This is a genomic window from Aeromonas sp. s5, assembly GCF_040907865.1.
GTDB lineage: Bacteria > Pseudomonadota > Gammaproteobacteria > Enterobacterales > Aeromonadaceae > Aeromonas > Aeromonas dhakensis.
Window position 1 is genome coordinate 83,546 of record NZ_JBFOCO010000006.1, and the last position, 22,115, is coordinate 105,660.

A 22,115-nucleotide genomic window follows, 5' to 3' on the forward strand; every position below is an offset into this window, starting at 1 on the left:
AAAGGCCAATTGGGGGGCCATTGTAGGGAGCAAGCTCGGGCAAATGTGTGAGCGTGCTCACGCCCTGACGGGCAAACGGAGGAGGATGTTAATGGAAACGTTTGTCTTGTGCAAATTGTGCGGCAGGTCGCACATCGGCGGGCCCGCAGGCCCACCGCAGCGGAAAAGGGTGCGCTTCAGCTCAACCAGTGGTAAATGGCAAACAGCAGGGGCGCCACGGCGGCGGTGAGGATGCCGCATACCACCATGGCCAGCGAGGCAAAGGCGCCCTGGGTGATGCCCTGCTCGGCGGAGGTGGCGGTGCCGATGGCGTGGGCACAGGCCCCCATGGCCAGCCCCTGGGCTTCGGGGTCGGTGACCCGCATCAGCCTGAGCAGGGGGAAGCCCACCAGGGCGCCGACGATCCCGACTACCACCACCACGGCGGCGGCGATGGCAGGAATGCCGCCGAGGGACTGGCTGACGCTCATGGCGAGCGGGGTGGTGATGGATTTGGTGGCGAGCGAGGCCAGCAGTGCCGGATCGGCGCCCATGAAATGACCGACCGCCAGGGTCGTGCAGACCGAGATCAGGACCGAGCTCAGGGTACAGATCAGGATGGGTTTGAGCCTGGCCTGGATCTGGCGGGCCTGTTGATAGAGGGGCAGCGCCAGCGCCACCACCGCCGGCTCCAGCAGGGCCGTGATGGGGCGGGTGCCGCTCTCGTACTGCTCCAGCGGCAGATCGAACCAGAGCAGCAGGCCGATGATGACGGCGGTGGGCACCAGCACCGGGTTGATGATGGGCCAGGGCAGCTTGCGATAGAGGGCCCGGGTGGCGAAATAGAGCGCCAGGGTCAAGGGAATGGCCAGCCAGAAGATCATCTGTTCATCCTCTGGTAGAGACGGCCGACGGTGCCGAGGATCAGCACGATCCCGAGCACGATGCAGAGCATGATGAGACCGAAGGATTGGCGCAGCGGCTCCAGCCAGGCCACCAGCCCGACTGCCACCGGCACGAACAAGACCCCCATGTGGCGCAACAGCAGGCCGGCGCCGAGTTCTACCCAGTGCAGTTTCACCAGTTGCAGGGAGAGCAGCACGAACAGCAGCAGCATGCCGATGATGCTGCCGGGGAAGGCGAACGGCAGGATGGCTGCCAGGGTTTTGCCCGCCAGCAGGCAGGCGACGATGACCAGAAAGTCACGAAGGTACAGCAAGGCACGTTGTGCGATCACAGGAGCCCCATCTTGGTAACGGTGAAGTAAGGAATACGCCAGTCTACCAGAGAGACAGGGTCGCGGCATTAAAACAATAACAGCTGAAATCAGTTCGTTTGAGGCTGATTTCATTGAAGATTTTCAGATAGAACCCTTTTCGAACCACAAGGAGTCGCCATGACATCTCTCTTGTCCCGCCTGCGTCAGCTGGCGGACGACCACCATCTCCCCCCTTCGTTGCTGCAAACCCGCCAGTGGGAAGGCCCCCTGTGCCGGGTGCGGCTCGACAACACCGGCAGCAGCGAGGCCCGGGTCGGGCACTGGACGCTGTTTGACGGCAAACTCGGCCTCTTGCCTGCGAGCGCCATCTACGGCGAAGGCTTCCAGATGCTGGCCCAGACCATGGGCAGCTGGCAAGCGCCGCAACCGGTTGGCCGCTGCCCCGATGCCGGCGTCTATCGCATCACCGACGATCAGGGCTATCACACGGTGCACAACCTGCTGTTAGTGGAACATGACAAGGGCTGGCTGCTGCTTGCCTTTGCCAGTTGTCAGCGCTTTGGCGGGGAGTTTCGGCTCTACCCCGATGGCCGGCTGCAGATCCTGATGAATTGTGAGGGGCGTGCACTCCCTGCCGGCCAGTTCTGGCAGAGCGAGGCGTTGCTCTGCCTTGAGGGGAAAGATCGGGAGGCGCTGCTGGCCGAATTGGCGCAGCAGATCGAGGCTGAGCATGGTTCGCTGATCGGTCAGGTTGGCGAGCGCCCCAGCGGCTGGTGCTCCTGGTATCACTACTACGCGGACGTGAGCGCCGCCGACATTCGCGAGAACCTGCAGGTGCGTGCCGAGCGCTTCCCGGCGCTGCGCTACGTGCAGATTGACGACGGTTATCAGGCCAAGATGGGCGACTGGCTCACCCCGTCGGCCAAGTTCGAGCAGGGGGTGGCGTCCCTGGCCGCCGAGATCAAAGACGCTGGCTGCGAGCCGGCGCTCTGGGTGGCCCCCTTTATCGCCGAGCCCGGCTCCCAGGTGTTTCAGGATCACCCCGACTGGTTCGTGAAGGGGGAGGACGGGCTGCCGCTACCCTCCGAGCGGGTTACCTACGGCGGCTGGCGCTGTACCCCCTGGTACGTGCTGGATGGCACCCACCCCGAGGTGCAGGCTCACCTCGAGCGGGTGTTCCGCACCCTGCGCGAGCAGTGGGGCATCCACTACTTCAAGCTCGATGCCAACTTCTGGGGGGCCATCCACGGCGGTTGCTTCCACGACCCGGCTGCCACCCGGGTCGAGGCCTACCGGCGCGGCATGGCCGCCATCCTGCGCGGGGCGGGCGAGGGGGCCTTCCTGCTCGGTTGCAATGCGCCCATCTGGCCAAGCCTTGGTCTGGTGCACGGCATGCGGGTGAGCGATGACGTGGAGCGCCACGGCCAGCGTTATCGCCAGATCGCCCGCGAGGCCTTCTGCCGCGCCTGGCAAAATGACAAGCTCTGGGCCCTCGACCCCGACTGCATCTGCCTGCGGGATCTGCCGAGCCAGCAGGCGAGCCCTGCCGAGTACTGCTTTCATCTGGCGGCGCTGGTGGCAAGCGGCGGCATGATGCTGGCCGGGGACAGGCTGCAAGATCTCGACGAGGAACAGGCGGCGCAGCTGCGCAAGCTGCTCGAGCTCTGTGCGGCGCGGGCCCCTTGCGCCCGTTTCGAGTCGATGGACTTTGCCTGCGGCGAGGTGAGCCTGCCCGAGGGCGGTACCCTGCTCTGTCTCTTCAACTGGGAGGCGCAGCCTCAGGAGTTTTTGCTGCCAGCGGGTGGCGAGGATTTTTGGGAAGAGGGGGCCGTCGGTACCGCGCTCACCCTGCAGGGGGGTGAGGGGCGGGTGATCCGCTACCGCTGAGCAGGCTGGCAATCATGATTCAGGCTCCCGTGGGAGCCTGAATTTATTGTGAAAGGAGCTGCTATAGCGGAGTCAATAACGCCACTCGAAGCCGATGGCGTAGTTGGCGGCGCCATAGCCCGGGATCTCGTTGCTGGAGAGCAGGGCCTTGAAGGTGAGCTGCGCCGTGAGCGGAATGCCGAGCCCCATGCCGAGGGCCACCTCGTCGTTGGTGTTGCCCATCATGTCGGCCCGGATCATCCGATAGAGCGACATGTCCTGGCTCATGTGCACATAGCTCTGGGAGGCGCGGTTGTAGAGCTGGCCGAATACCTCCAGCTGAAAACCGGCCTGGGGCGTGATGGCCAGTGGCACGCCGACGAAGTTGTAGAGATCGGAGCGGTTGAAATAGCTGTTGGTGATCTGGGGGGTGAAATCGGTCTGCCGATAGAGGCGACTGAAGTTGCTCTCGATCAGCTCATAGGTCTGCTGCGGCAACTGCAGCAGGTAGTCGGGGATATCAAAGCGCACACCCGCCATGCTGGTCGATGGCAGCAGGGCGCAGATGAGCAAACCAAAACCGGATAATCCTGAACGCATCGGATGAGGCATCCCCAAGGGTCGATAGGCCAACCGGCCGTTAGTGCAATGTTAGCGCACAAATAATTGAAACATCAGGAGTCTTTGCTCCCCTTCCCATTATGTCGCGGGGCGGGGGAGCGTACAGTCATTTAACCGTGAGGCGGGTCACATCTCACAGATTTTCGAGGTAGTGATAGAGGCTCTTGAGGATGGCAAAGTTCCGATCGTTCCCCTGATTCTGCTCGGCCAGCGCCTCGAGGCGCGGTACATAGTCGGGCAGACGGCGGCTGAAGTAGTCGCTGCAGTGCAGTCGCCAGCGCTTTTGCTCCGCTTCGCTCAAGGTGTGCGGCCAGTTGCGGGCACGGTAGCGGAACAGCATCTCCGGCAGCCGTGGATCCGTGAAGGCAAACTCCCGCTCGCCCAGCAGGTCCGCCGGGGTGGCGCGCACCAGATCCATGGTGGACTTGTCGCCGTGACCGAAGAAGCCGGCGTAGAGCTGGGTATCCGGATCGCCGTCATTGTTGCCGGCAAACTCCTGATTGAACACCTCCACCAGTTTTTCCCGCACTTCGGGGTGGGCGCGCAGCAGATCCAGGCTCTTGCGGCACTGAGCCCGGTCGATGCCAAGCTGGTCGGCGCGCTCCGGCGTCAGGGTGGCGGCCGGCGCCAGCACAGGGCATTTGTTGATGTGCACCAGCTTCACCGGAATGCCGGCCAGGTCCCCCAGCTCCTCTTTCTTGGTGTAGAGGCGCTCGCGGATCTCCTCGCTGGTGAGTTCGATGAGCGGGGTGGGGTCGCGGGTCAGATCCACCATGATCACCGCGTTCTGGTTGCTGGGGTGCCAGGCGAGCGGCGACACCCAGCTTGCGCACCCCTGCCAGGGGGAGAACATGCCGGAGATGTGTACCAGCGGCTTCATGGTCACCACGTCGATGAGGGCCTTCACCTTGTTCTTGTTGCGAAGATCAAAGAGATAATCGAACAGCTTGGGCTGGGCCTTTTTCACCAGCCTGGCCATCTCGATGGTGGCCAGCACATCCGAGAGCGCATCGTGGGCGTTGGCGTGGGCCACGCCGTTGGCCACCGTCAGCTTCTCCAGCTTGAAGCTCGGCTTGCCCTCTTCGTCAAACGCCCACTCTATCCCCTCCGGGCGCAGGGCGTAGCAGGCCCGCAGCATGTCGAGGATGTCCCAGCGGGAGTTGCCATTCTGCCAGGCGTAGGCATAGGGGTCATAGAAGTTGCGATAGAGGGTGTAGCGGGTCACCTCGTCATCGAAGCGGATGCTGTTGTAGCCCAGTACGCAGGTGCCCGGGGTGGCGAACTGCTCGTGGATCTGACGGATGAAATCCGCCTCGCAGAGCCCGTCCTTCATCGCTTTTTGCGGCGTGATGCCGGTGATCAGGCACGCCTCCGGCTCCGGCAGATAGTCAGCGGGCGGCTTGCAATAGATGACCAGCGGCTCGCCGATGAGGTTGAAATCCGCATCGGTACGAATGCCGGCAAACTGCGCCGGTCTGTCCTTGGCCGGGCTGATGCCGAAAGTCTCGTAGTCGTGGAAGTAGAAGGTCGGCTCGCTGCCGGCGTGTGCTGTTTTGCTCATGTTGCTCGAGAGGGATATCCGATGACGGCGGCGCCTGGCGCCTGGGTGGGGGTGCCATGCACCTCGGTTGCCTGCATGGTAAACCATAGCGCAGGCAGAGCGAAGGGCAGTCGTCGTGGTTGGCTGTTTATTGGCCGCGGCAGGTTGGCCAGCCCGGTGAGATGAGCAACGCCATGATCTTCTAAGACAAAGGCATGTCTCAACGGTTTCTTCTGGCCGCGCCCGCCAGTGTGCCGGACATCGAGGATGGATGCCCGGCCTGGTGATCGCGGCCGGGCATGGCAGGTTACTCCTCATCGATGGCGGCGAATCGAGCCACCAGATAGTCGATCAGCGCCCGTACAGAGGGGAGCAGGCCGCGCCGGGAGGGGAACACGGCGTGGATGAGTTCGGGCTTTGGCTCCCAGGCGGGCACCACCTTGATCAGGGTGCCGGCATCGAGCTGCTCCCGCACCATCAACAGCGGCAACTGCACCACGCCGATACCGGCCAGCGCGGCACTGCGCAGGGCCACCATGTCGGTGGTGACGAAACGGGGTTGGTGGGCGAGCTCGACATGGGCCCCCTGCGGCCCGAACAGCGACCAGACATAGTGCAGCCGTGGCGCCCCCAGCCCCATGCTGGGCCAGCCGTACAGATCCGCCGGCGCGGCAGGCAAGCCCCGTTGTGCTATCAGTGCCGGGCTGGCCACCAGGCACTGGCGACGCTGCGCCAGTGTCCGGATCACCAGTTCGCTGTCCTGCAGCGGTGGCGGTCTGACCCGGATCGCCACATCGACTCCTTCGGCGATGGGGTCGACCCGCCGATTGGTCCCTTCCAGCTCGACTCTGATCTGCGGGTGACGGGCCATGAAATCCGCCAGCATGGGGCCGATATGGGTATGCAGCAAGGCGATGGGGCAGCTTATGCGGATGAGACCACAGGGCTCGGTTCGGGTCATCTCGATGGCAGCCTGCGCCGCCTCGGCCTCCACCAGCATCCCCTTGCAGTGTTCGTAATAGGTACGGCCCAGCTCGGTCACCGCAAACTGGCGGGTCGAGCGCTGGATCAGCCGCACGCCGAGCCGCTCTTCGAGCTGTGCTATCCGGCGGCTGAGGCGGGATTTGGGCATGCCGATGGCGCGGCCAGCGGGGGCAAAACCGCCGTGATCCACCACCTGGACGAAGTAGTAGAGATCATTCAGATCCTGCATAGGGTACTCTCATCGTTCCAAAAATAGGACGCTGATGCCTAATTTAGCAGTCTATCCACCTGTTCGTTTCGAAACTATGCTGTCTCCAGTGTTCAATTCCACCGAATATGTCAGGAGCGACAGATGAAAAAGATCCTCGGCGTTTACAGCGCCCCCCGTCCTCACTGGGTGGGCGACGGCTTTCCCGTCCGCTCCCTCTTCTCCTACAGCAGCCACGGCAAGCAGTTGAGCCCATTTCTGCTGCTCGACTATGCCGGCCCGGCCAACTTCACGCCGAGCAGTCGGCCGCGCGGAGTGGGTGAACATCCCCATCGCGGTTTCGAGACGGTAACCATCGTCTACAAGGGCGAAGTGGCGCACCGGGATTCGACCGGTCGGGGCGGCGTGATAGGCCCGGGTGACGTGCAGTGGATGACCGCCGGCGCGGGTATCTTGCACGAGGAGTTTCACGCCCCGGCCTTCAGCGCGTCGGGCGGTGAGCTCGAGATGGTGCAGTTGTGGGTGAATCTGCCGAGCCGGCACAAGATGACGCTGCCCGGTTACCAGCCCATCCTGGCGCGCGACATTCCGACGGTGGCACTGGCCAACGACGCAGGGTTGGTACGGGTCATCGCTGGCGAGTTTGAGGGGGTCCGTGGCCCGGCCCATACCTTCAGCCCGCTGCATGTCTGGGATCTGCGGCTGGTGCAGGGTAGCGTCAGTACACTCGAGTTGCCCGAAGGCTGGACCGGCGCGCTTATCGTGTTGAAGGGGTCGGTGCAGGTCAACGGCAGTGCCATCGCCCGGGAGGCACAGATGGTGGTGTTGGAGAGAACGGGGCAGCAGGTGCTGATCGAGGCAAACAGCGACGCCACTGTATTGCTGCTGAGCGGTGAGCCCATCGAGGAGCCCATCGTGGGGCACGGCCCCTTCGTGATGAACAGCCATGAGGAGATAGTGCAGGCCATCGATGACTTCAACAGCGGCAGATTCGGCGTGATGCCGGAGTGATAAACAAGGCCCTCGCAGAAGGGCCTTGTTTTTATTGTGCCGCGGATCAGCGCTGACGGGCCTTGAACCTGGGGTTGCTCTTGCAGATCACGAACAGCTTGCCGCGGCGGCGGACGATCTGGCAATCGGGGTGGCGCGACTTGGCTGATTTGAGGGAGGAGAGGACTTTCATGACTGGGCTTTTCCTTTGTTGAAGAACTGACCGAAACGCTGGCCGAAGCGGGCGACCTGACCCTCCTTGCTGACCTGCTTCTGCTTGCCGGTATAGAAGGGGTGTGACGCACTGGAAACATCCAGTGTTACATAGGGGTAGGTATTGCCGTCTTCCCACAGCTTGGTGCGATCGGTCTTGAGGGTGGAACCCACCAGAAAATAGGTGTTGGCGGTCAGGTCGTGGAACAGAACCTGACGGTACTCGGGGTGAATGTCTGGACGCATGATGGTTCGCTCTGTGTGATTTAATGTTATGTTATAACAATAAAATCATGCCTCCGTTGAGAATCAATATCAACAACTTTTTGCACGGCATCAGGGTTGAGCGAGGAGAATGAAGTTGCCGCGTTGCGCCGTTTGCTCGGTTGACCGCTTGAATAGACAGCCAATTGCATCAGGGGAGAAGGTCTTGCAGGAAAGAGTTTTTGGTCAGCCGCTGGCGCCCTCTTTACTTTTGATTTTTACTGTATAAAAATACAGTAAAAATCATGGAGAAGTATCCTATGCGTCTGGAAATCATCATCGACAAGAAACATCAGGTGCCCACCTCGACCATGGAGGCGCTGCGCCAGGAGCTGCTCAAGCAGCTGGGCGAGAAGTTCCCCGACCTGCATGTTCGCGTCGCCCCTGGCAGTGCCATGGCGTTGACCGTCAGCCGGGCCAGCAAGGAGGATAAGGAGCTGGCGGAAGCCATGGTGCAGGAGGTGTGGGAGAACGCCGATAGCTGGATGCCGGAGAGTGCAGCCTCCTGAGCCAGGCGTCGAGCATATGAAAATTGGATAGACAGAAAAAACGCAGCCATGGCTGCGTTTTTTGTTTTCGCGGGATGGAGCCCGTGCTTGTCGTGCTCTCTGCCCTTAATCCTTAATCCTCAAAACTCAAAACTCAAAACTCAAAACTCAAAACTCAAAACTCAAAACTCAAAACTCAAAACTCAAAACTCAAAACTCAAAACTCAGAACTCAGAACTGGCAGCAAGTGTTAGAGCCCGGCCCAGCGTTTGAGGCTGTTGACCTGTACCCGCTGATCGGCCTGGGCAATGTCACCGCTGGTCCGCAGTGCCTTGAGGGCGATGGGCAGGGCGGCGCGCACTTCGCTGGCCGTCATGCCGGCCTGCAGGGCCGGGTGATAGGCGAGCTTGAGCAGCACGTAATCGAGCCCGGTCGGAAAACTGTCGATACTGTTGTCGTTGAAGATGGAGGGAAACACCTTGTCCGAATCGTTGGGCAGCCCCATCACCTGAGTGAGCTCCTCCACCACGCAGTCGAGGAAGCGCCCCTTGGCCCGGCTGTAATCCACCGGAATGATGATGGTGGCGCGGGCCATCTCGCGGCGGGTATTGGTGGTGAAGTTGGCCATGCAGAGCCCCTCCTTGAGCGCCGTCTTGACGGAGGCATCCTGCCCCATGGTGCGCTGGGCCCAGCTCGCCATCTTGGCGCGCTCGGTCATGATCAGGGTGATGTTGGGTCGCTCGCTGACCAGGGCGATGGGGCGGCCTATGATGCCGGCCAGATGCTGGCTCTGCACCCTGACCACCTCGCTTTGCAGCGCCTTGTCGCCAAACTCGTTGACCAGCTTGAGCCGGATGGGCTGCTCCCAGCGCGAGAAGCGCACGTTCTGTTCGTGGCCATACTCCCGCTTCATGGCGATCTCAAAGAAGCTTGCGGTGAGATAGGCATCGCTCTGCCAGCGTTCGGCCGCCGAGAGGGAAGGGCTCAGCAAGAGTGCCGCCATCAACCAGCGGGCAAGTGGTCGGCGCAACGGGATCATGTCTCCTCCTTGAAACCTGCGATGGGTCAGCGTGCGGCACGCTCGAGATCGCGCCAGGTGAGCCAGAGCCTCAGATCAAACTCCAGTTGATGATAGTCCGGCTCCATATGCTGACAGAGCTGATAGAAGCTCTTGTTGTGATCCTTCTCTTTCAGGTGGGCCAGCTCGTGCACCACGATCATCTTCAGGAAGGCCGGGTGGGCCTCCTTGAACAGGGCGGCGATGCGGATCTCGTTCTTGGCCTTGAGCTTGCTGCCTTGCACCCGGCTCACATAGGTGTGCAGACCGAGGGCATCCTTGATCACGTTGATCTTGCCGTCGAAGATCACCTTGGAAAGCGGCGCCGAGCTTTTCAGGTAGCGGTTTTTCAGCTCCATGGTGTAGGCGAGCAGCGCCTTGTCGCTCTGGATGAGGTGGGTCTCAGGATAGCGCCTGGCCAGCACCTCCCCGAGCTTGCCCGCCGCGATCAGCTGTTGCACCTGGGCCTTGAGGGGCTCGGGGTAGCCACCGAGATAGGTCAGTTCCGCCATGTCTGCATTACTCAATACATCAAAAGAGCGCCATTGTAGTCAGCGCGTCGCCGCTTGCCTACCGTTTCGGGCCGGGCCTGCCTCACCGCAATGAAAAGGGCCGTCATCGCGGGATGACGGCCCTGTTAGCTCAAGGGGGGGCTCAGCGTCTGCGATAGAGACCCGGATCCACCTCTTCATACTGGCTCACCAGATATTGATAGAAGGCGAGACTGGAGGGGGAGCTCGGCTTCTTGAGCTCATCGGCCACCCGATCCGGCTTGGCGATGATGAACTTGGGGCTCTGGCGTTTGAGGTCGGCCAGCACCCGCTCACGCACGTCATAGGGCGGGTTGACGTTGGCGAAGAAGAGGTAGGCGGAGGCCGGCTGGCGATCGGTCCAGAGGTAATATTGCGGCTGGATGCCATCCACCCAGATCTTGTCGGCAGGGGTGGTCTCGGCCAGGATCCGGTCGACCCGTACCTGGGCCGGCGGGTTGAAGGGCCGGCCTTTCTGGCTGCCTTCCCAGGCGTTGTTGAGCAGCAGGGCCAGCATGGCCAGCGAAGCGAGCCAGGGGGTGGCACTGCGCACATCCCAGGCGCGCCACAGGGGCACCAGAATGAGCACCGGCAGTGCCCACAGCAGGCTGTTGCCGAGCACTTCACGTACCCGTTCCAGTGACCACTCCTTGGTGCTCCAGCCGTAGCCCAGCTGCTGGGCCAGCAGCCAGCTGGCGGTCAGCACCACCAGCGAGATGCAGAGCAGACCGAGGGCATCGGCTTGCTGCTCGCTGCGATCCAGCAGGCAGGCCAGCGGCAGCAGGGCCAGCTGCAGATAGAGCACGTCGTAGTGATCGAACACGTGGCCGGAGACCGAGTTGGCGATCAGGGTGAAGATGACCCCAAACAGGGTGGCGCACAGCACCGGCAGGTACCACTCCTGACGCCGGCTCATCATCAGCACGATGAAGGCGGGCAGCAGCATGATGAGGCCGGTACGCAGCAGGCCGACGCTGCCCACATCCGGCGAGAAGCCGTTGCCGTAGCTCCCCTCGAAGAAGATGTCGAAGGCGTAGTATTTGAATTCGGCCAGCAGGTTGTGGTGCTGGAAATAGGCCAGCAGCGGACCGCCGACGAGCGCCAGCCCCAGCAGGCTGGAGCAGAGCAGGGAGAGGGCGCAGCGCCACTGCTCGCGCAGGCACCAGTGGCAGAACAGCACCAGATACCAGGCACCCCAGAAGGCGCCGTTGTTGGTGCGCATCCAGGCGACGATGGCAAAGGTGAGCGCGGCCACCAGCGCCGGTCCCCAGCTGCAGCGCTTGTCCAGCAGCATGGTGATGAAGGCCCACTGGGCGATGAGGGCGAGATGGAAGGTCCAGTCCTCGGTCATGTTGCCGTAGTAGTAGCGGGTGCCGTAGAGCGCCAGTACCGCCAGCATGCTGCCGAGCCGGGCCCGCAATGAGAGGCCGAGCTGGCCGAAGGCCTGCCAGCTGGCCATCAGCCCCAGCCAGCAGAGCGCCCATTCCAGCAACCAGATCCCGAAGAAGCCGCCGAGGCCGTAGCCGAAGGCGTCGAGGGCGAAGATCATGGGGCCCTTGATGTCGATCATGTCCCGATAGAGCACGCCCCCCTCGCTCCACATCTTGCCCATCACGGCAAACAGCGAGGCGTCGAAGCCCGGCGCCATGCCGTGGAACAGCGGGTTGCGCAGGGAGAACAGCAAGGCCAGCAAACCGGTGAGCAGGATCACCAGCGGCCGCAGGCCCGGATTGACGCGAGGAGGAGTAAAACGGATGGCATGATTCATGGGTGACCTGTTCCTGCTGGGAAGTCTCGAAAGCGGGCCTATCTTGCCGAGCCTGACCACACGATGCAATGGGCCAGGGGAATGTGCTTGAAATAATTTGCAAAAGTGCCGCTTTACGACAAGAAAGCGGCACGTTTTATGGCGTACGGGGACAAAGGGCGAAGCCGAGTCCGGCTTTCGCCCCGGCTGGCGGGGGATCAGCCGGCGGTCGGCCCCTGATACTCCACCCGCGCCGGCATGGCGGTGAGCGCCGGCAGATAGCGGGCCCAGCGGATGAAGGCATCCGCCAGGGTGATGCCGAGCTCCTGATTGTGCTGGGTCAGGGTGCGGGCCAGCGCTGTGTAGCCCTCCTTGCCGGAGGCGGTGTAGGCGCTGGAGACCCCCCGATAGATGGCGTCGGCGTCGACCGCTTGCCACTCATCAGGCGCACGCTCCCACTCCAGCCGGGTGATCCGGCGCCCCTTGGGCTGATCCGCCTGATAACAGAAGCGCACTCCGGCGGTGTAGGGGAAGCTGCCGCTGCCATTGCCCGTCACGCCGTTGTTGGTGGCGTTGTCGATGGCCCCCTCCAGTGCTTCGGCCAATTCATGACCGTGCACCCGATAGAGGGTGAGCGGAATGGCGAAGGGCAGCAGGCGACCGGCGATGTCCGCTTCGCTGAGCGGCCCGGGTTCGAGGGAGCAGCGCACCCCGCCGGCGTTGTGCAGGGCAAAGTCCACCTGACCGACCTGCTCGCGGGCGCTGGCCAGCATGGCGCTCGCCACCAGGGGGGCGACCTGGCTGCCGGTCGGCAGGTTGGCATCGGGCAGCCGCTGGTGGTGCAGCGGCTCGTCAAGGCGGGTCACGATGCGCTGGGTCATGGTCTCCAGCTCGGGCCGGTAGCGCCTGGCCAGATGCTGTTCCAGTTCGGGATCGGGGTCGCAGAAGGTGAGCCCGGCCGGCGGATTGCCGGCAAAGGGCCAGGGCTGCCAGGGCAGCCACTCCAGCTGGCCGCGGCTGCGCGCTACCCGGCCGCGCTCGTCAAAGGTCAGCTCGCACACCCCGAGGCAGAGGGCGCTGTGGGCGGCGTGCAGGACGGCCACCCCGTTCACCATCAGCGGGTAGCTGCCTTCGCTGTCGAGCCCGAGCGGTGCCAGCTCCCCCAGCAGGCTGTGGGTGTGGCCACCGATGATGAGGCTGAGCTCGGGGAAACGCTCGGCCAGCCGTTTGTCCTGCTCGAGCCCCAGGTGGCTGAGCAGGATGATGTGCTGGATGCCGGCGGCCTTGATCTCTGCCAGCGCGGTTTGCAGGGTCTGCTCGATGCCGTGAAAGTGGGTGTGGCCATCCGGGTTGGCGATGGTGGCCATCTGCGGCAAGGTGATGCCGAGCAGGGCGAAGGGCACGCCGCCGAGCTGGCGCCGCTGCCAGGGGCGGCTGGCATCGTGCAGATTGGGCAGGCCGCGCAAGGGGAGTGGGGTATCGGCCGGCTCCTGGCTGCTGTCGAGGTTGGCGGCCAGCACCGGAAAATCGAGCTGGCGCAAAAACTCCACCAGAGGACCGTTGCCCAGATCGAATTCGTGATTGCCGATCACCATGGCGTCCGGTCGCAGCAGGCTCAGCAGATCGGCGTTGGCCCGCCCCTTGAAGCGGTTGAAATAGAGCGAACCCTGGAAGGTGTCGCCACCGTGCAGAAACAGGCAGGGCTGGCCCGCCTCGTCCGCCTGCCGTCGCAGGGCGTTGAGCCGGGTCAGGATACGGGCATAGCCGCCGCACTGGGTGCGCCACTCGGACTCGCCTGCGGGGGCGAAGCGCATGGGGGCGCCGTCGAAATGGGAGTGGCAGTCACTGAAATGGGCAAGTTGAACCGTAATACTCATCTCGGTCCTCCTTAGAGAAAAAAGAGCACCGAGTCTACTCCAATGGCGGGGGAAGATACCAGCCCGGCGGCAGGCCGGGCTGGTAGAGCGGGGAGAGGCGGGGCATCCGCTCAGGGAGCCCCGACCACGTCAGGCGGGCACCATGATCTGGGTGGCGAGGATCACCACCAGCAGGCCGACGGCCACCGGCAGCGAGGTACGTTTAACCACCTCGAACGGAGAGAGATTGCCCATCCCCGCACAGGCGACCACCACCCCGGAGACCGGCGAGATGGTGCGGCCGAGGTTGGAGGCCTGCAGCATGGGGATCACCAGATAGGCCGGGTTGACGCCGAGGCTGGTGGCCAGATGGGGAATGAGCTCCACGAAGGCGTAGAAGGGGGCGTTGCCGGAGCCCGTGGTAAAGGCAGCCAGGGTGGTGATGACCACCAGCACCAGCATGATGACGATGCCGCCGGTGCCAAAGCTCTGGGCCAGATCCAGTAGGTTGGCGATGAAGCCGAGCCCCATCAGCCCCTGGGCAAACACCCCGGCTCCCACCAGCAGCATCACCACGCCGGCGAAGGCATCGGCCATGCTGCGCCAGCACACCTGCAGCCCGTCCAGCAGCTCTTTGCCGTTGCGCTTGCGTACCAGCTCCAGCAGGGCGGCCAGCACCAGGCAGATGACGATGATGGTGACGATGTCGAGCTTGGGCCCCAGTTTGCCGTCAAACAGCAGCACCCCGATGATGGGGGTGAAGGGCAGGATGGCGTAGAAGCTGGGCGCGTCGGTGATGAGATCGCTCGGGGCGACGGCGGCGTTGTGCTCGCCGGCCTTCTGATCCAGATAGCGTTGCCAGAAGAAGTGGGTCACCGCCATGGCGGCGATGGCCACCAGCGAGATAGGCAGGGTCAGCTTGAAGGCAAACTCGATGAGCTCCATGTTGGCGGCCTGGGCGGCCATCACCACGTCCCCCGAGGTGGGGGCCAGGATGATGGCGGCCGGCGAGGCGCACACCGCCGCCGCGGCGCCGCGGGAGATCCCCATGTTGACCATCAGCGGGAACAGGGTGGCCATCAAGAGCACGCCAAGGCCGGTGGCGGAGCTTACCGCCAGCGACATGGCGCAGGCCACCAGGTAGGCGGCTACCAGCAGGATATAGGGGGACTTGATGACGCCGAGCGGCTTGCTCGCAAGCTTCACCAAAATGGTGTTGGCCCCTATGTGGCTCATGTAGCCGGCGAAGCCGCACAGCACCATGATCAGCATGCCAAGGCCGCCGCCCCGGTCCACCAGCAGGAAGCGCACGTATTCGAACACGTCGGTGGCCACGTGCCCGGTGGAGGTGACGCTGGCGGGCAGCACCGCCTTGCCCATCAGGGCGGTGATCGCCAGCAGCAGCAGGCCGCCGCTGAGCAGCACCCCGGTGGCCGAGTAGCCCTTGAAGATGTAGCGGCCCACGGCAAGAGTGACCAGGGTACCAATAAGGAGTTCCATCATAGAGTGAGTTCCTGAGTACGAATGGGAGTGGATGCATTATTGGCGTCAACTTGGAGGTTAATCTGGCCAATCCCGAAATGCATCGACATAAAACTCGGCGATTATTATCCAATAAGGGGTAACCCACCATGATGTAGCGCATCACTTGTGATCTCGCTTGCAAATCAATACGGGCGCGGGGTTGCGACTTGTCAAGCTGACACTTAGGCTTTGTGACGGGAGTAGGTGACAGTCGCGGGGATCGCGGTTAATCTCCTGCTTTGAATATTAATGCGTTGATTATTAATTAAAATAACAACCCCGCCAGCAACGAGGTCAAGGCAGCAGAGATGGGAATGGTCAGCAAACTTTTCATGGTGGCACTGATGTTGTTCGCCGCCACAGCAGGGGCCGAGAGTTCCCATTACACCGGCATCAAGGCGGTGCCTGACATCAAGGTAGACTTCCAGTTTTATCGGGTTTCCGGGCCGGATGTGGCGAGCCTGGCCCGCCAGATGACCAATGCGGGCACAGCCCGGGCCAATGGCCACATCGGCATGGCCAGTTACCAACTCTCCTGGCAGTTGCAGACCAGCCCCGGGGTACAGCGCTGCGAGCTGGAGCAGGTCAAAGTCACCACCCGCATCAAGGTGATGGTGCCGAACTGGATGGACAAGGCCAAGGCCTCTGTTGCCGAGCGCCAGAAGTGGGACAAGCTGGTGGCCGCCATGTTCGATTACGAGAGCCGCCACAAGGACATCTTGCTGGAGAGCGTGAGCCAGCTTGGCATCCAGCTGGCCCAGCTGCCGGTGGAGCGTGACTGCGCCGCCCTGCAGTATCAGGCCTGGCAGCGCGGGCAGGGTGGACTGGCCAGCTTGCGCCAGCGTTTTGCCCAGTTGCAGCAGCAGACCGACCATGGCCGCAAGCTGGGGCTTAACTGGCCTAAGGGCATCTGACGCCACATACCATCCATGAAAAACGGGCTCCCTTGGGGAGCCCGTTTTGTTGTTGCGCCTTGCCGAGCACTTGAGCTGAGCATCTGAGGCTTACTGCAACGGCTTGCCCTTGAGCAGCTTGCGTACCCAGTAGCGGGCCGGATGGAGCGCCTCCAGCAGATCGGCGGCCAGCGGCAGCGGATCGCCGCAGATCTCGCTGGCGAGCAGCTCGCCGCAAAGGGGGGCCGAGCACAGACCCCGTGAGCCGAGCGCCCCCAGCACATAGAGACCGGGGTAGAGGGGCAATGGACTCTGCTGATCAACGGGCGCCTTCAGATTGTGATCCGCCAGCGCCGCCAGTCTGGCGACCGGCCCCGCCACCGGCAGATGATCCCGGCTGGCACTGCGCACGCCTACCCGGGCCTGGTTGCCGCTCACGTCCACCTCGGCAGGCCAGCGCTGTTGCGGCAGGCAGGCCTGCAGTCGCGCCTGGTTCTGGGCCTGCTCGTCGGCGCGAAACGCGAGGTCGGTCTGGTTGCGGCCATAGCTGGCGCCGATGCAGTGGTGATCGTGGTGGGCCGGTGTGAGGTAGCCATCGTAGCAGAGCACGGTATTGAGCTGGCTCAGGCTGGCGGAGGTGGGCACATGGCTCACCTGGCCGCGCACCGGATAGAGCGGCAACTCGGCAAAGGGGATGAGCGCCGGCAACTGGTGTCCGGCGGCCACCACCAGGGTGGGGCTCTGCCAGCGGCGACCGTCACAGCTTTCAACTTGCCAGCCATCCGCCTGTTCGGTCACGGTAGCGACCCGGGTATTGAAGAGTACCTCAAGCAGTCCGCCGGCCTGCGCCTCCCGGATGGCGGCGCGGGTGAGATCGGCCGGGCAGAGCCAGCCCCCCTGCGGATAGCTGACGCCGCCGTGGCCGCAAGGGAGGCCGACCACCTGCTCGACCTCTGGCTCGGAAAGCACCTGCATCAGTTCGGGCGGGAAGGGGCCTTGCGCCATCTTGGTCAGCTTAGCGGCGGACTTGTCGTCATAACCGAGCTGGGTGACGCCACATAGGGAAAAGGCGACGGGGTGGCGCTCGGCCAGGGCCAGCAGTCGGCTTCTGGCAAAGCCGAAGGCCAGCGAATAGAAGCGCGACAGGGCATCGTGCTCACCGTTGAGCAGTGGATAGAGCGCTCCCTGGCGATTGCCGGAGGCGCCGCCGGCCGGCTCGTCATCCTGGCACAAGAGGGTGACCTTGCGGCCCCGCTCCACCAGCGAGAGCGCCGTCATGGCCGAGGCGATGCCACCGCCAATGATCAGCACTTCTCCCGCCCGCCCGGCCGGACGGGCATAGCAGGGGGCTATGGTCTGCTGCGGCAGCTTGTCTGCGCGCTCGCCCGCCAGCATCTCCCGCTTGCTGCCGTGGCCCTTCACTTTCTGCATGGCAAAGCCGGCGGCAATCAGGCCGCGGCGCACGAAGCCGGCGCAGGTAAAGGTGGCGATGGTCGCCTGGGGGCGGGCGAGACGGGCCAGTCCGTCGAACAGATCCTGGGTCCACATCTCGGGGTTCTTGGCCGGCGAGAAGCCATCCAGATACCAGGCATCCACCAGCCCCGTTGCCGGGTGGGGCACCTGGGGCAGCATCTCCTTGATGTCGCCAAGCCAGAGATCGAGCCGGATGCGGCCGCCGGCAAAGATGAGGCGATGGCAGCCGCAGACCGGCAGCGGCCACTGGGCAATCAGATCCTGGCTCAGGTGGGCAAGCTCGGGCCAGGCCGCCAGCGCCTTGCGCAGATCGGCCTGAGTTAGCGGGTACTTTTCGAAACTGATGAAGTGCAGTCGGGAACCGTTGCCGGTTTGGGGCGCCTGTTCCAGAAAGGCGGCCATTGTCGCCAGAAAGTTAAGACCTGTGCCGAAACCTGTCTCACCTATCACGAAAATGTCACTATCGTGGTGCGAAAATCGCGCTGGCAGCCGATTTTGCTGCAAAAAGACGTAGCGGGTTTCACTTAGACCGTTATCATTGGAAAAGTACACATCCCCGAACTCACTGGAGACTGGAGTTCCCGCTTCATTCCAGTCCAATCGGGCATGATGTAAGGATGTTTGACTCACGTTTTCCTCGGCTCGCGTCACAAAATCGCGGGCATTCTACGTGAAAGCAGACCAGTTTGGCAGCCGAAAGCGGGTAGACTCGGTGCCAGTTTTTCCAGACGAGATGAATTAATGAGAAGAGCAGTGATCACCGGTATCGGCGTCATCTCCAGTATCGGCAACAACAAGGAAGAAGTGCTGGCCTCCCTGAAAGCAGGCAAATCTGGCATCACCTATTCCGAGCAGTTCGAGCAGCACAACCTGCGCAGCCGTGTCTGGGGTAACATCAAACTCGATCCGTCTGAACTGATCGACCGTAAAGTCATGCGTTTCATGGGTGACGCCGCGGCCTACGCCTACCTCTCCATGCAGCAGGCCATTGAAGATGCCGGCCTGGCGGAAGACCAGGTCTCCAACGAGCGTACCGGCCTGGTGGTCGGTTCGGGTGGTGCTTCCGGCAAGAACACCTCGGAATCTGTGGACATCGCTCGCGAGAAAGGGGTCAAGCGTGTGGGTCCCTACATGGTGCCGCGCACCATGTCCTCCACCACCTCTGCTTGCCTGGCGACCCCGTTCCAGATCAAGGGCGTGAACTACTCCATCAGCTCCGCCTGCGCGACCTCCGCTCACTGCATCGGTCACGCCATGGAGCTGATCCAGCTTGGCAAACAGGATGTGGTCTTCGCTGGTGGCGGTGAAGAGCTGGACTGGTCTTCTACCATCCAGTTTGACGCCATGGGCGCGCTGTCTACCAAATACAACGACACGCCGGAAAAGGCGTCCCGTACCTATGATGCGAACCGCGATGGTTTCGTCATCTCCGGTGGCGGCGGCATTCTGGTGATCGAAGAGCTGGAGCACGCGCTGGCTCGTGGTGCTCACATCTATGCCGAACTGACCGGCTATGGCGCCACTTCCGACGGTTACGACATGGTCGCCCCGAGCGGTGAAGGCGCGGTGCGCTGCATGAAGATGGCGATGCAAGGTGTTGGCAAGGTTGACTACATCAACACCCACGGCACCTCCACCCCGGTCGGTGATACCAAAGAGCTGGAAGCTATCCAGACCCTGTTTGGTGCCAACGGTCCCAAGATCTCTGCCACCAAGGCGATGACCGGCCATGCGCTGGGCGCCGCCGGCGTGCACGAGGCTGTCTACTCCCTGCTGATGATGGAACACGGCTTCATCGCCCCCAGCATCAACATCGAGACCCTGGACGAGAAGGCTGAAGGTCTGCCCATCGTGCGCGAGTACGAAGAGGCCGAGCTCAACACCGTCATGTCCAACAGCTTCGGCTTTGGCGGTACCAACGCCTCCCTGGTGTTCAGCAAGTACAAGGCTTGATGAGCCCGTCATGAGTTGCAAAAAAGGCGCCGCAAGGCGCCTTTTTTATTGGGTGTTCGTCAAGCCCGCGCCTGCAGCGGCAGTCGCATGTAGGTGGCGCCCTCGCCATATTTGGCCAGGGATTTCTGGGTGCTGGCAGGCTTGAACCCCTGCTTGCGCCAGAAGGCTGGCGCATCCTGTACCGCCACCAGACCGGCGTGCTCGAACCCTTCGTCGGTGGCAAACGCGAGGGCGGTGGCGAGCAGCCGCTGGCCGATCCCCTTGCCGCGAGCCTGTCTGGAGACGGCAAGATCGTGCAGATAGAACTCGTCGTTGCCGGCCAGGCGCTGCATGGACACGGAGAGGGGCGGTGGCTGGTGGGCGCGCCAGGGGTGGCAGAGCAGGTAACCCAGTACTTGGCCCTGATATTCGGCGACCCAGCAGCAGTCGGGCGCCAGTTCGGCCTTGTTGCTCATGACGTCGATGGGTTCAGGATCCAGCTGGTGATAACACTCGTCCTGAATGGCCATGATGGCGGGCCAGTCGTTGGCCCGGGTCGTGCGGATCTTGATCATAATGACAGGGCATGGCTGCCCGAAAACGCTGATTAAATAGTGAATGCGTCAGCCAGCCTACCAGAAGCGGGTCACCAACTGAACAGGCATCTTCAAATGATGCCTTTTTTGATCAGCGCGCCGCCTGTTTGCTGACGACCTTGATGAGCTGGTAGCGCAGGGAAGGGGCATCTGCCGGCACATCGGTGAGCTGCTCCTTGCTGACGCTCAGCTGGTAGCGGTAGCCGGGCTCAAACTGGAAGCCTTCGATCTGCTGATAAAACAGGGTCCAGGGCTGCTGCTCGTCGCTGCGCACCTGCATGCACTGCATGGGGCCGACACCGACGCAGTGCACCAGCTGACTGTTGACGTAGAGGGTCTCGCCGGCGGTCGGGGCAGGGGCGCTCTGGCAGGCGCTGAGCAGCAGGGCGGCGCCGGCGCTGATGAATAATGGTCTCATGATGGACTCCTTGGCTAAAAGGGGGGCATTAGAGCGGCAAATGAAAAGGCGGTCAATGACCGCCTTTGTAACAAAATATCCGAAACCCGTGACTCAACGCTGGTCGAGCGGGGTGAACTCGCGCTGCGGCTGACCGGTGTAGAGCTGGCGCGGACGGCCAATCTTCTGATCCGGATCCGAGTGCATTTCGTTCCAGTGGGCAATCCAGCCGATGGTACGAGAGATGGCGAAGATCACGGTGAACATGGACATGGGGATGCCAATGGCCTTCATGATGATGCCGGAGTAGAAGTCCACGTTCGGGTAGAGCTTCTTCTCGATGAAGTAGGGGTCGGACAGCGCGATGCGTTCCAGCTCCATGGCCACGTCCAGCAGCGGATCCTTGATCTGCAGCTCGGTCAGTACCTCGTGACAGGTTTCGCGCATCACGGTGGCACGGGGGTCGTGGTTCTTGTAGACCCGGTGACCGAAGCCCATCAGACGGAACGGATCGTTCTTGTCCTTGGCCTTGGCGATGTACTCGGGGATACGATCCACTGAGCCGATCTCCTCGAGCATCTTGAGGCAGGCTTCGTTGGCACCGCCGTGGGCCGGTCCCCACAGGGAGGCGATCCCCGCGGCGATACAGGCGAACGGGTTGGCACCGGAGGAGCCGGCCAGACGCACGGTGGAGGTGGAGGCATTCTGCTCGTGATCCGCATGCAGGGTAAAGATGCGGTCCATGGCGCGTTCGACGATGGGGTTGACCTTGTACTCTTCGGTCGGCACGCCAAACATCATGTGCAGGAAGTTGCCGGCATAGGAGAGGGCGTTGCGCGGCTGCATGAACGGCTGGCCGATGGAGTACTTGTAGCACATGGCGGCCAGGGTCGGCATCTTGGAGAGCAGACGGAAGGCGCAGATCTCGCGGTGCTCTTCGTTGTTGATGTCGAGGGCATCGTGATAGAAGGCGGAAAGCGCGCTGACCACGCCGCACATGACGGCCATGGGGTGAGCGTCGCGGCGGAAGCCGCGGAAGAAGAAGGCGATCTGCTCATGCACCATGGTGTGGCGGGTGACCAGACGTTCGAATTCCGTGTATTGCGCCTTGGTGGGCGCCTCGCCGTACAGCAGGATATAGCAGACTTCGAGGTAGCTGGCCTGGGTGGCCAACTGGGCGATGGGGTAACCACGGTGCAGCAAGACACCCTGATCGCCATCTATGTAAGTGATGGATGATTTGCAAGAACCGGTGGCCATAAAGCCGGGGTCGAAGGTGAAGTACCCTTGCGCGCCCAGCTTTCTGACATCGATCACGTCAGGTCCGACAGTTCCTGACAGGATCGGGAGTTCTACCGGGTCTTTGCCGGGCAGATGTAGGGTGGCTATCTTATCAGCCATAGCACGTCTCCTTTGCTCTTTTATAATTTGATTCCAGCTCTACTTTATTACGAGTTTGATGACGCTGGCAAAGGTTCTGACCCGTACCAGGGCGGCTGGAGCGCCTTATTTGAAACAGAGTTCAGGTCTGTTGTCAATTTTGCTGGATGATCATTAATGTTTTGTTAAATCAGTTGTGGGATCTGGTTTACGGTTTTGGGTTTTCTTTGTAGCTAATTGATTGTCATTGGTTAAGCCCGCCGATATACTGCGCCTCGTGGGTGATGGCTGTCGGTGTTTGAAACGCTTTCGCAAAGCCAGATGTGATATTGAAAATGTCGTTTTTGGCTTTCCCGAG

At 62.4% G+C, this 22,115-nt stretch carries 21 protein-coding genes; 5 read left to right on the plus strand and 16 right to left on the minus strand.

Annotated features, from left to right (window positions below):
- Positions 1–176 precede the first annotated feature (176 nt).
- Positions 177–863 carry an LrgB family protein gene (locus AB5Y94_RS04665; RefSeq protein WP_010634194.1) on the minus strand — a complete coding sequence of 229 codons (687 nt, stop codon included), beginning with the start codon at positions 861–863 and terminating at the stop codon, positions 177–179.
- The gene (locus AB5Y94_RS04670) at positions 860–1,216 is read right to left on the minus strand and encodes a CidA/LrgA family protein (RefSeq protein WP_123246009.1); all 357 of its coding nucleotides are present in this window, start codon (positions 1,214–1,216) and stop codon (positions 860–862) included. Before AB5Y94_RS04670 ends, AB5Y94_RS04665 begins: the two co-directional genes overlap by 4 nt.
- A gap of 159 nt (positions 1,217–1,375) precedes the next feature.
- Here AB5Y94_RS04670 and AB5Y94_RS04675 point away from each other — a divergent pair, with 159 nt between their 5' ends.
- A complete protein-coding gene (locus AB5Y94_RS04675; RefSeq protein WP_368205060.1) occupies positions 1,376–3,085 on the plus strand; it encodes a glycoside hydrolase family 36 protein in 1,710 nt (569 codons plus the stop codon).
- A gap of 72 nt (positions 3,086–3,157) precedes the next feature.
- Here the strand turns inward: AB5Y94_RS04675 and AB5Y94_RS04680 are convergent, their stop codons facing one another.
- The 3 genes from AB5Y94_RS04680 to AB5Y94_RS04690 all read right to left on the minus strand — a co-directional run bounded on the left by AB5Y94_RS04680 (position 3,158) and on the right by AB5Y94_RS04690 (position 6,438).
- On the minus strand, positions 3,158–3,664 hold the full coding sequence (locus AB5Y94_RS04680) for a hypothetical protein (protein WP_005300120.1): 507 nt from the start codon (positions 3,662–3,664) through the stop codon (positions 3,158–3,160).
- 154 nt (positions 3,665–3,818) lie between these two features.
- On the minus strand, positions 3,819–5,246 hold the full coding sequence (gene sbcB, locus AB5Y94_RS04685; RefSeq protein WP_162519793.1) for an exodeoxyribonuclease I: 1,428 nt from the start codon (positions 5,244–5,246) through the stop codon (positions 3,819–3,821).
- A gap of 286 nt (positions 5,247–5,532) precedes the next feature.
- Entirely contained in the window at positions 5,533–6,438 is a 906-nt protein-coding gene (locus tag AB5Y94_RS04690) for a LysR family transcriptional regulator (protein ID WP_368205062.1), read from the minus strand.
- 123 nt (positions 6,439–6,561) lie between these two features.
- Here AB5Y94_RS04690 and AB5Y94_RS04695 point away from each other — a divergent pair, with 123 nt between their 5' ends.
- Positions 6,562–7,428, plus strand: a complete 867-nt coding sequence (locus AB5Y94_RS04695) for a pirin family protein (protein WP_368205064.1) — start codon at positions 6,562–6,564, stop codon at positions 7,426–7,428.
- A gap of 46 nt (positions 7,429–7,474) precedes the next feature.
- Here AB5Y94_RS04695 and ykgO read toward each other — a convergent pair whose 3' ends face one another.
- Together ykgO and AB5Y94_RS04705 are read right to left on the minus strand one after the other, a co-directional pair.
- Complete coding sequence (gene ykgO / locus AB5Y94_RS04700) at positions 7,475–7,600, minus strand: type B 50S ribosomal protein L36 (protein WP_005300174.1); 126 nt, start codon at positions 7,598–7,600, stop codon at positions 7,475–7,477.
- Positions 7,597–7,866, minus strand: a complete 270-nt coding sequence (locus tag AB5Y94_RS04705) for a type B 50S ribosomal protein L31 (RefSeq protein WP_010634187.1) — start codon at positions 7,864–7,866, stop codon at positions 7,597–7,599. The genes ykgO and AB5Y94_RS04705 overlap by 4 nt, the downstream gene beginning before the upstream one ends.
- Before the next feature lie 278 nt (positions 7,867–8,144).
- Between AB5Y94_RS04705 and AB5Y94_RS04710 the strand changes: the two genes are divergently transcribed.
- Complete coding sequence (locus AB5Y94_RS04710; RefSeq protein ID WP_117404324.1) at positions 8,145–8,393, plus strand: DinI family protein; 249 nt, start codon at positions 8,145–8,147, stop codon at positions 8,391–8,393.
- Between the two features lie 229 nt (positions 8,394–8,622).
- Here the strand turns inward: AB5Y94_RS04710 and AB5Y94_RS04715 are convergent, their stop codons facing one another.
- The 5 genes from AB5Y94_RS04715 to dcuC all read right to left on the minus strand — a co-directional run bounded on the left by AB5Y94_RS04715 (position 8,623) and on the right by dcuC (position 15,065).
- Positions 8,623–9,411: a DUF2927 domain-containing protein gene (locus AB5Y94_RS04715; protein ID WP_017787157.1), complete on the minus strand. Its 789-nt coding sequence runs from the start codon at positions 9,409–9,411 to the stop codon at positions 8,623–8,625.
- Positions 9,412–9,437: 26 nt separating this feature from the next.
- Positions 9,438–9,941 (minus strand): M48 family metallopeptidase, encoded by a 504-nt coding sequence (locus AB5Y94_RS04720; RefSeq protein ID WP_005300181.1) that lies wholly within the window; start codon positions 9,939–9,941, stop codon positions 9,438–9,440.
- A 142-nt stretch (positions 9,942–10,083) separates the two neighbouring features.
- Complete coding sequence (locus tag AB5Y94_RS04725; protein ID WP_368205066.1) at positions 10,084–11,727, minus strand: hypothetical protein; 1,644 nt, start codon at positions 11,725–11,727, stop codon at positions 10,084–10,086.
- A gap of 197 nt (positions 11,728–11,924) precedes the next feature.
- Positions 11,925–13,583 (minus strand): bifunctional UDP-sugar hydrolase/5'-nucleotidase, encoded by a 1,659-nt coding sequence (locus tag AB5Y94_RS04730; protein ID WP_368205068.1) that lies wholly within the window; start codon positions 13,581–13,583, stop codon positions 11,925–11,927.
- 129 nt (positions 13,584–13,712) lie between these two features.
- Positions 13,713–15,065 carry an anaerobic C4-dicarboxylate transporter DcuC gene (gene dcuC, locus AB5Y94_RS04735; RefSeq protein WP_017787160.1) on the minus strand — a complete coding sequence of 451 codons (1,353 nt, stop codon included), beginning with the start codon at positions 15,063–15,065 and terminating at the stop codon, positions 13,713–13,715.
- Positions 15,066–15,400: 335 nt separating this feature from the next.
- Here dcuC and AB5Y94_RS04740 point away from each other — a divergent pair, with 335 nt between their 5' ends.
- Positions 15,401–16,000, plus strand: coding sequence for a DUF922 domain-containing Zn-dependent protease (locus AB5Y94_RS04740; protein ID WP_368205070.1), 600 nt, complete (start codon positions 15,401–15,403; stop codon positions 15,998–16,000).
- 90 nt (positions 16,001–16,090) lie between these two features.
- Here the strand turns inward: AB5Y94_RS04740 and mnmC are convergent, their stop codons facing one another.
- Positions 16,091–18,103, minus strand: coding sequence for a bifunctional tRNA (5-methylaminomethyl-2-thiouridine)(34)-methyltransferase MnmD/FAD-dependent 5-carboxymethylaminomethyl-2-thiouridine(34) oxidoreductase MnmC (gene mnmC, locus AB5Y94_RS04745; protein ID WP_368205072.1), 2,013 nt, complete (start codon positions 18,101–18,103; stop codon positions 16,091–16,093).
- A gap of 90 nt (positions 18,104–18,193) precedes the next feature.
- Here mnmC and fabB point away from each other — a divergent pair, with 90 nt between their 5' ends.
- A complete protein-coding gene (fabB, locus tag AB5Y94_RS04750) occupies positions 18,194–19,405 on the plus strand; it encodes a beta-ketoacyl-ACP synthase I (RefSeq protein ID WP_054545032.1) in 1,212 nt (403 codons plus the stop codon).
- A 59-nt stretch (positions 19,406–19,464) separates the two neighbouring features.
- Here the strand turns inward: fabB and AB5Y94_RS04755 are convergent, their stop codons facing one another.
- The 3 genes from AB5Y94_RS04755 to AB5Y94_RS04765 all read right to left on the minus strand — a co-directional run bounded on the left by AB5Y94_RS04755 (position 19,465) and on the right by AB5Y94_RS04765 (position 21,778).
- On the minus strand, positions 19,465–19,959 hold the full coding sequence (locus AB5Y94_RS04755) for a GNAT family N-acetyltransferase (RefSeq protein ID WP_368205073.1): 495 nt from the start codon (positions 19,957–19,959) through the stop codon (positions 19,465–19,467).
- Between the two features lie 112 nt (positions 19,960–20,071).
- Entirely contained in the window at positions 20,072–20,398 is a 327-nt protein-coding gene (locus AB5Y94_RS04760) for a DUF4377 domain-containing protein (protein ID WP_005300200.1), read from the minus strand.
- Positions 20,399–20,491: 93 nt separating this feature from the next.
- Positions 20,492–21,778 carry a citrate synthase gene (locus AB5Y94_RS04765; RefSeq protein ID WP_005300205.1) on the minus strand — a complete coding sequence of 429 codons (1,287 nt, stop codon included), beginning with the start codon at positions 21,776–21,778 and terminating at the stop codon, positions 20,492–20,494.
- Positions 21,779–22,115 lie beyond the last annotated feature (337 nt).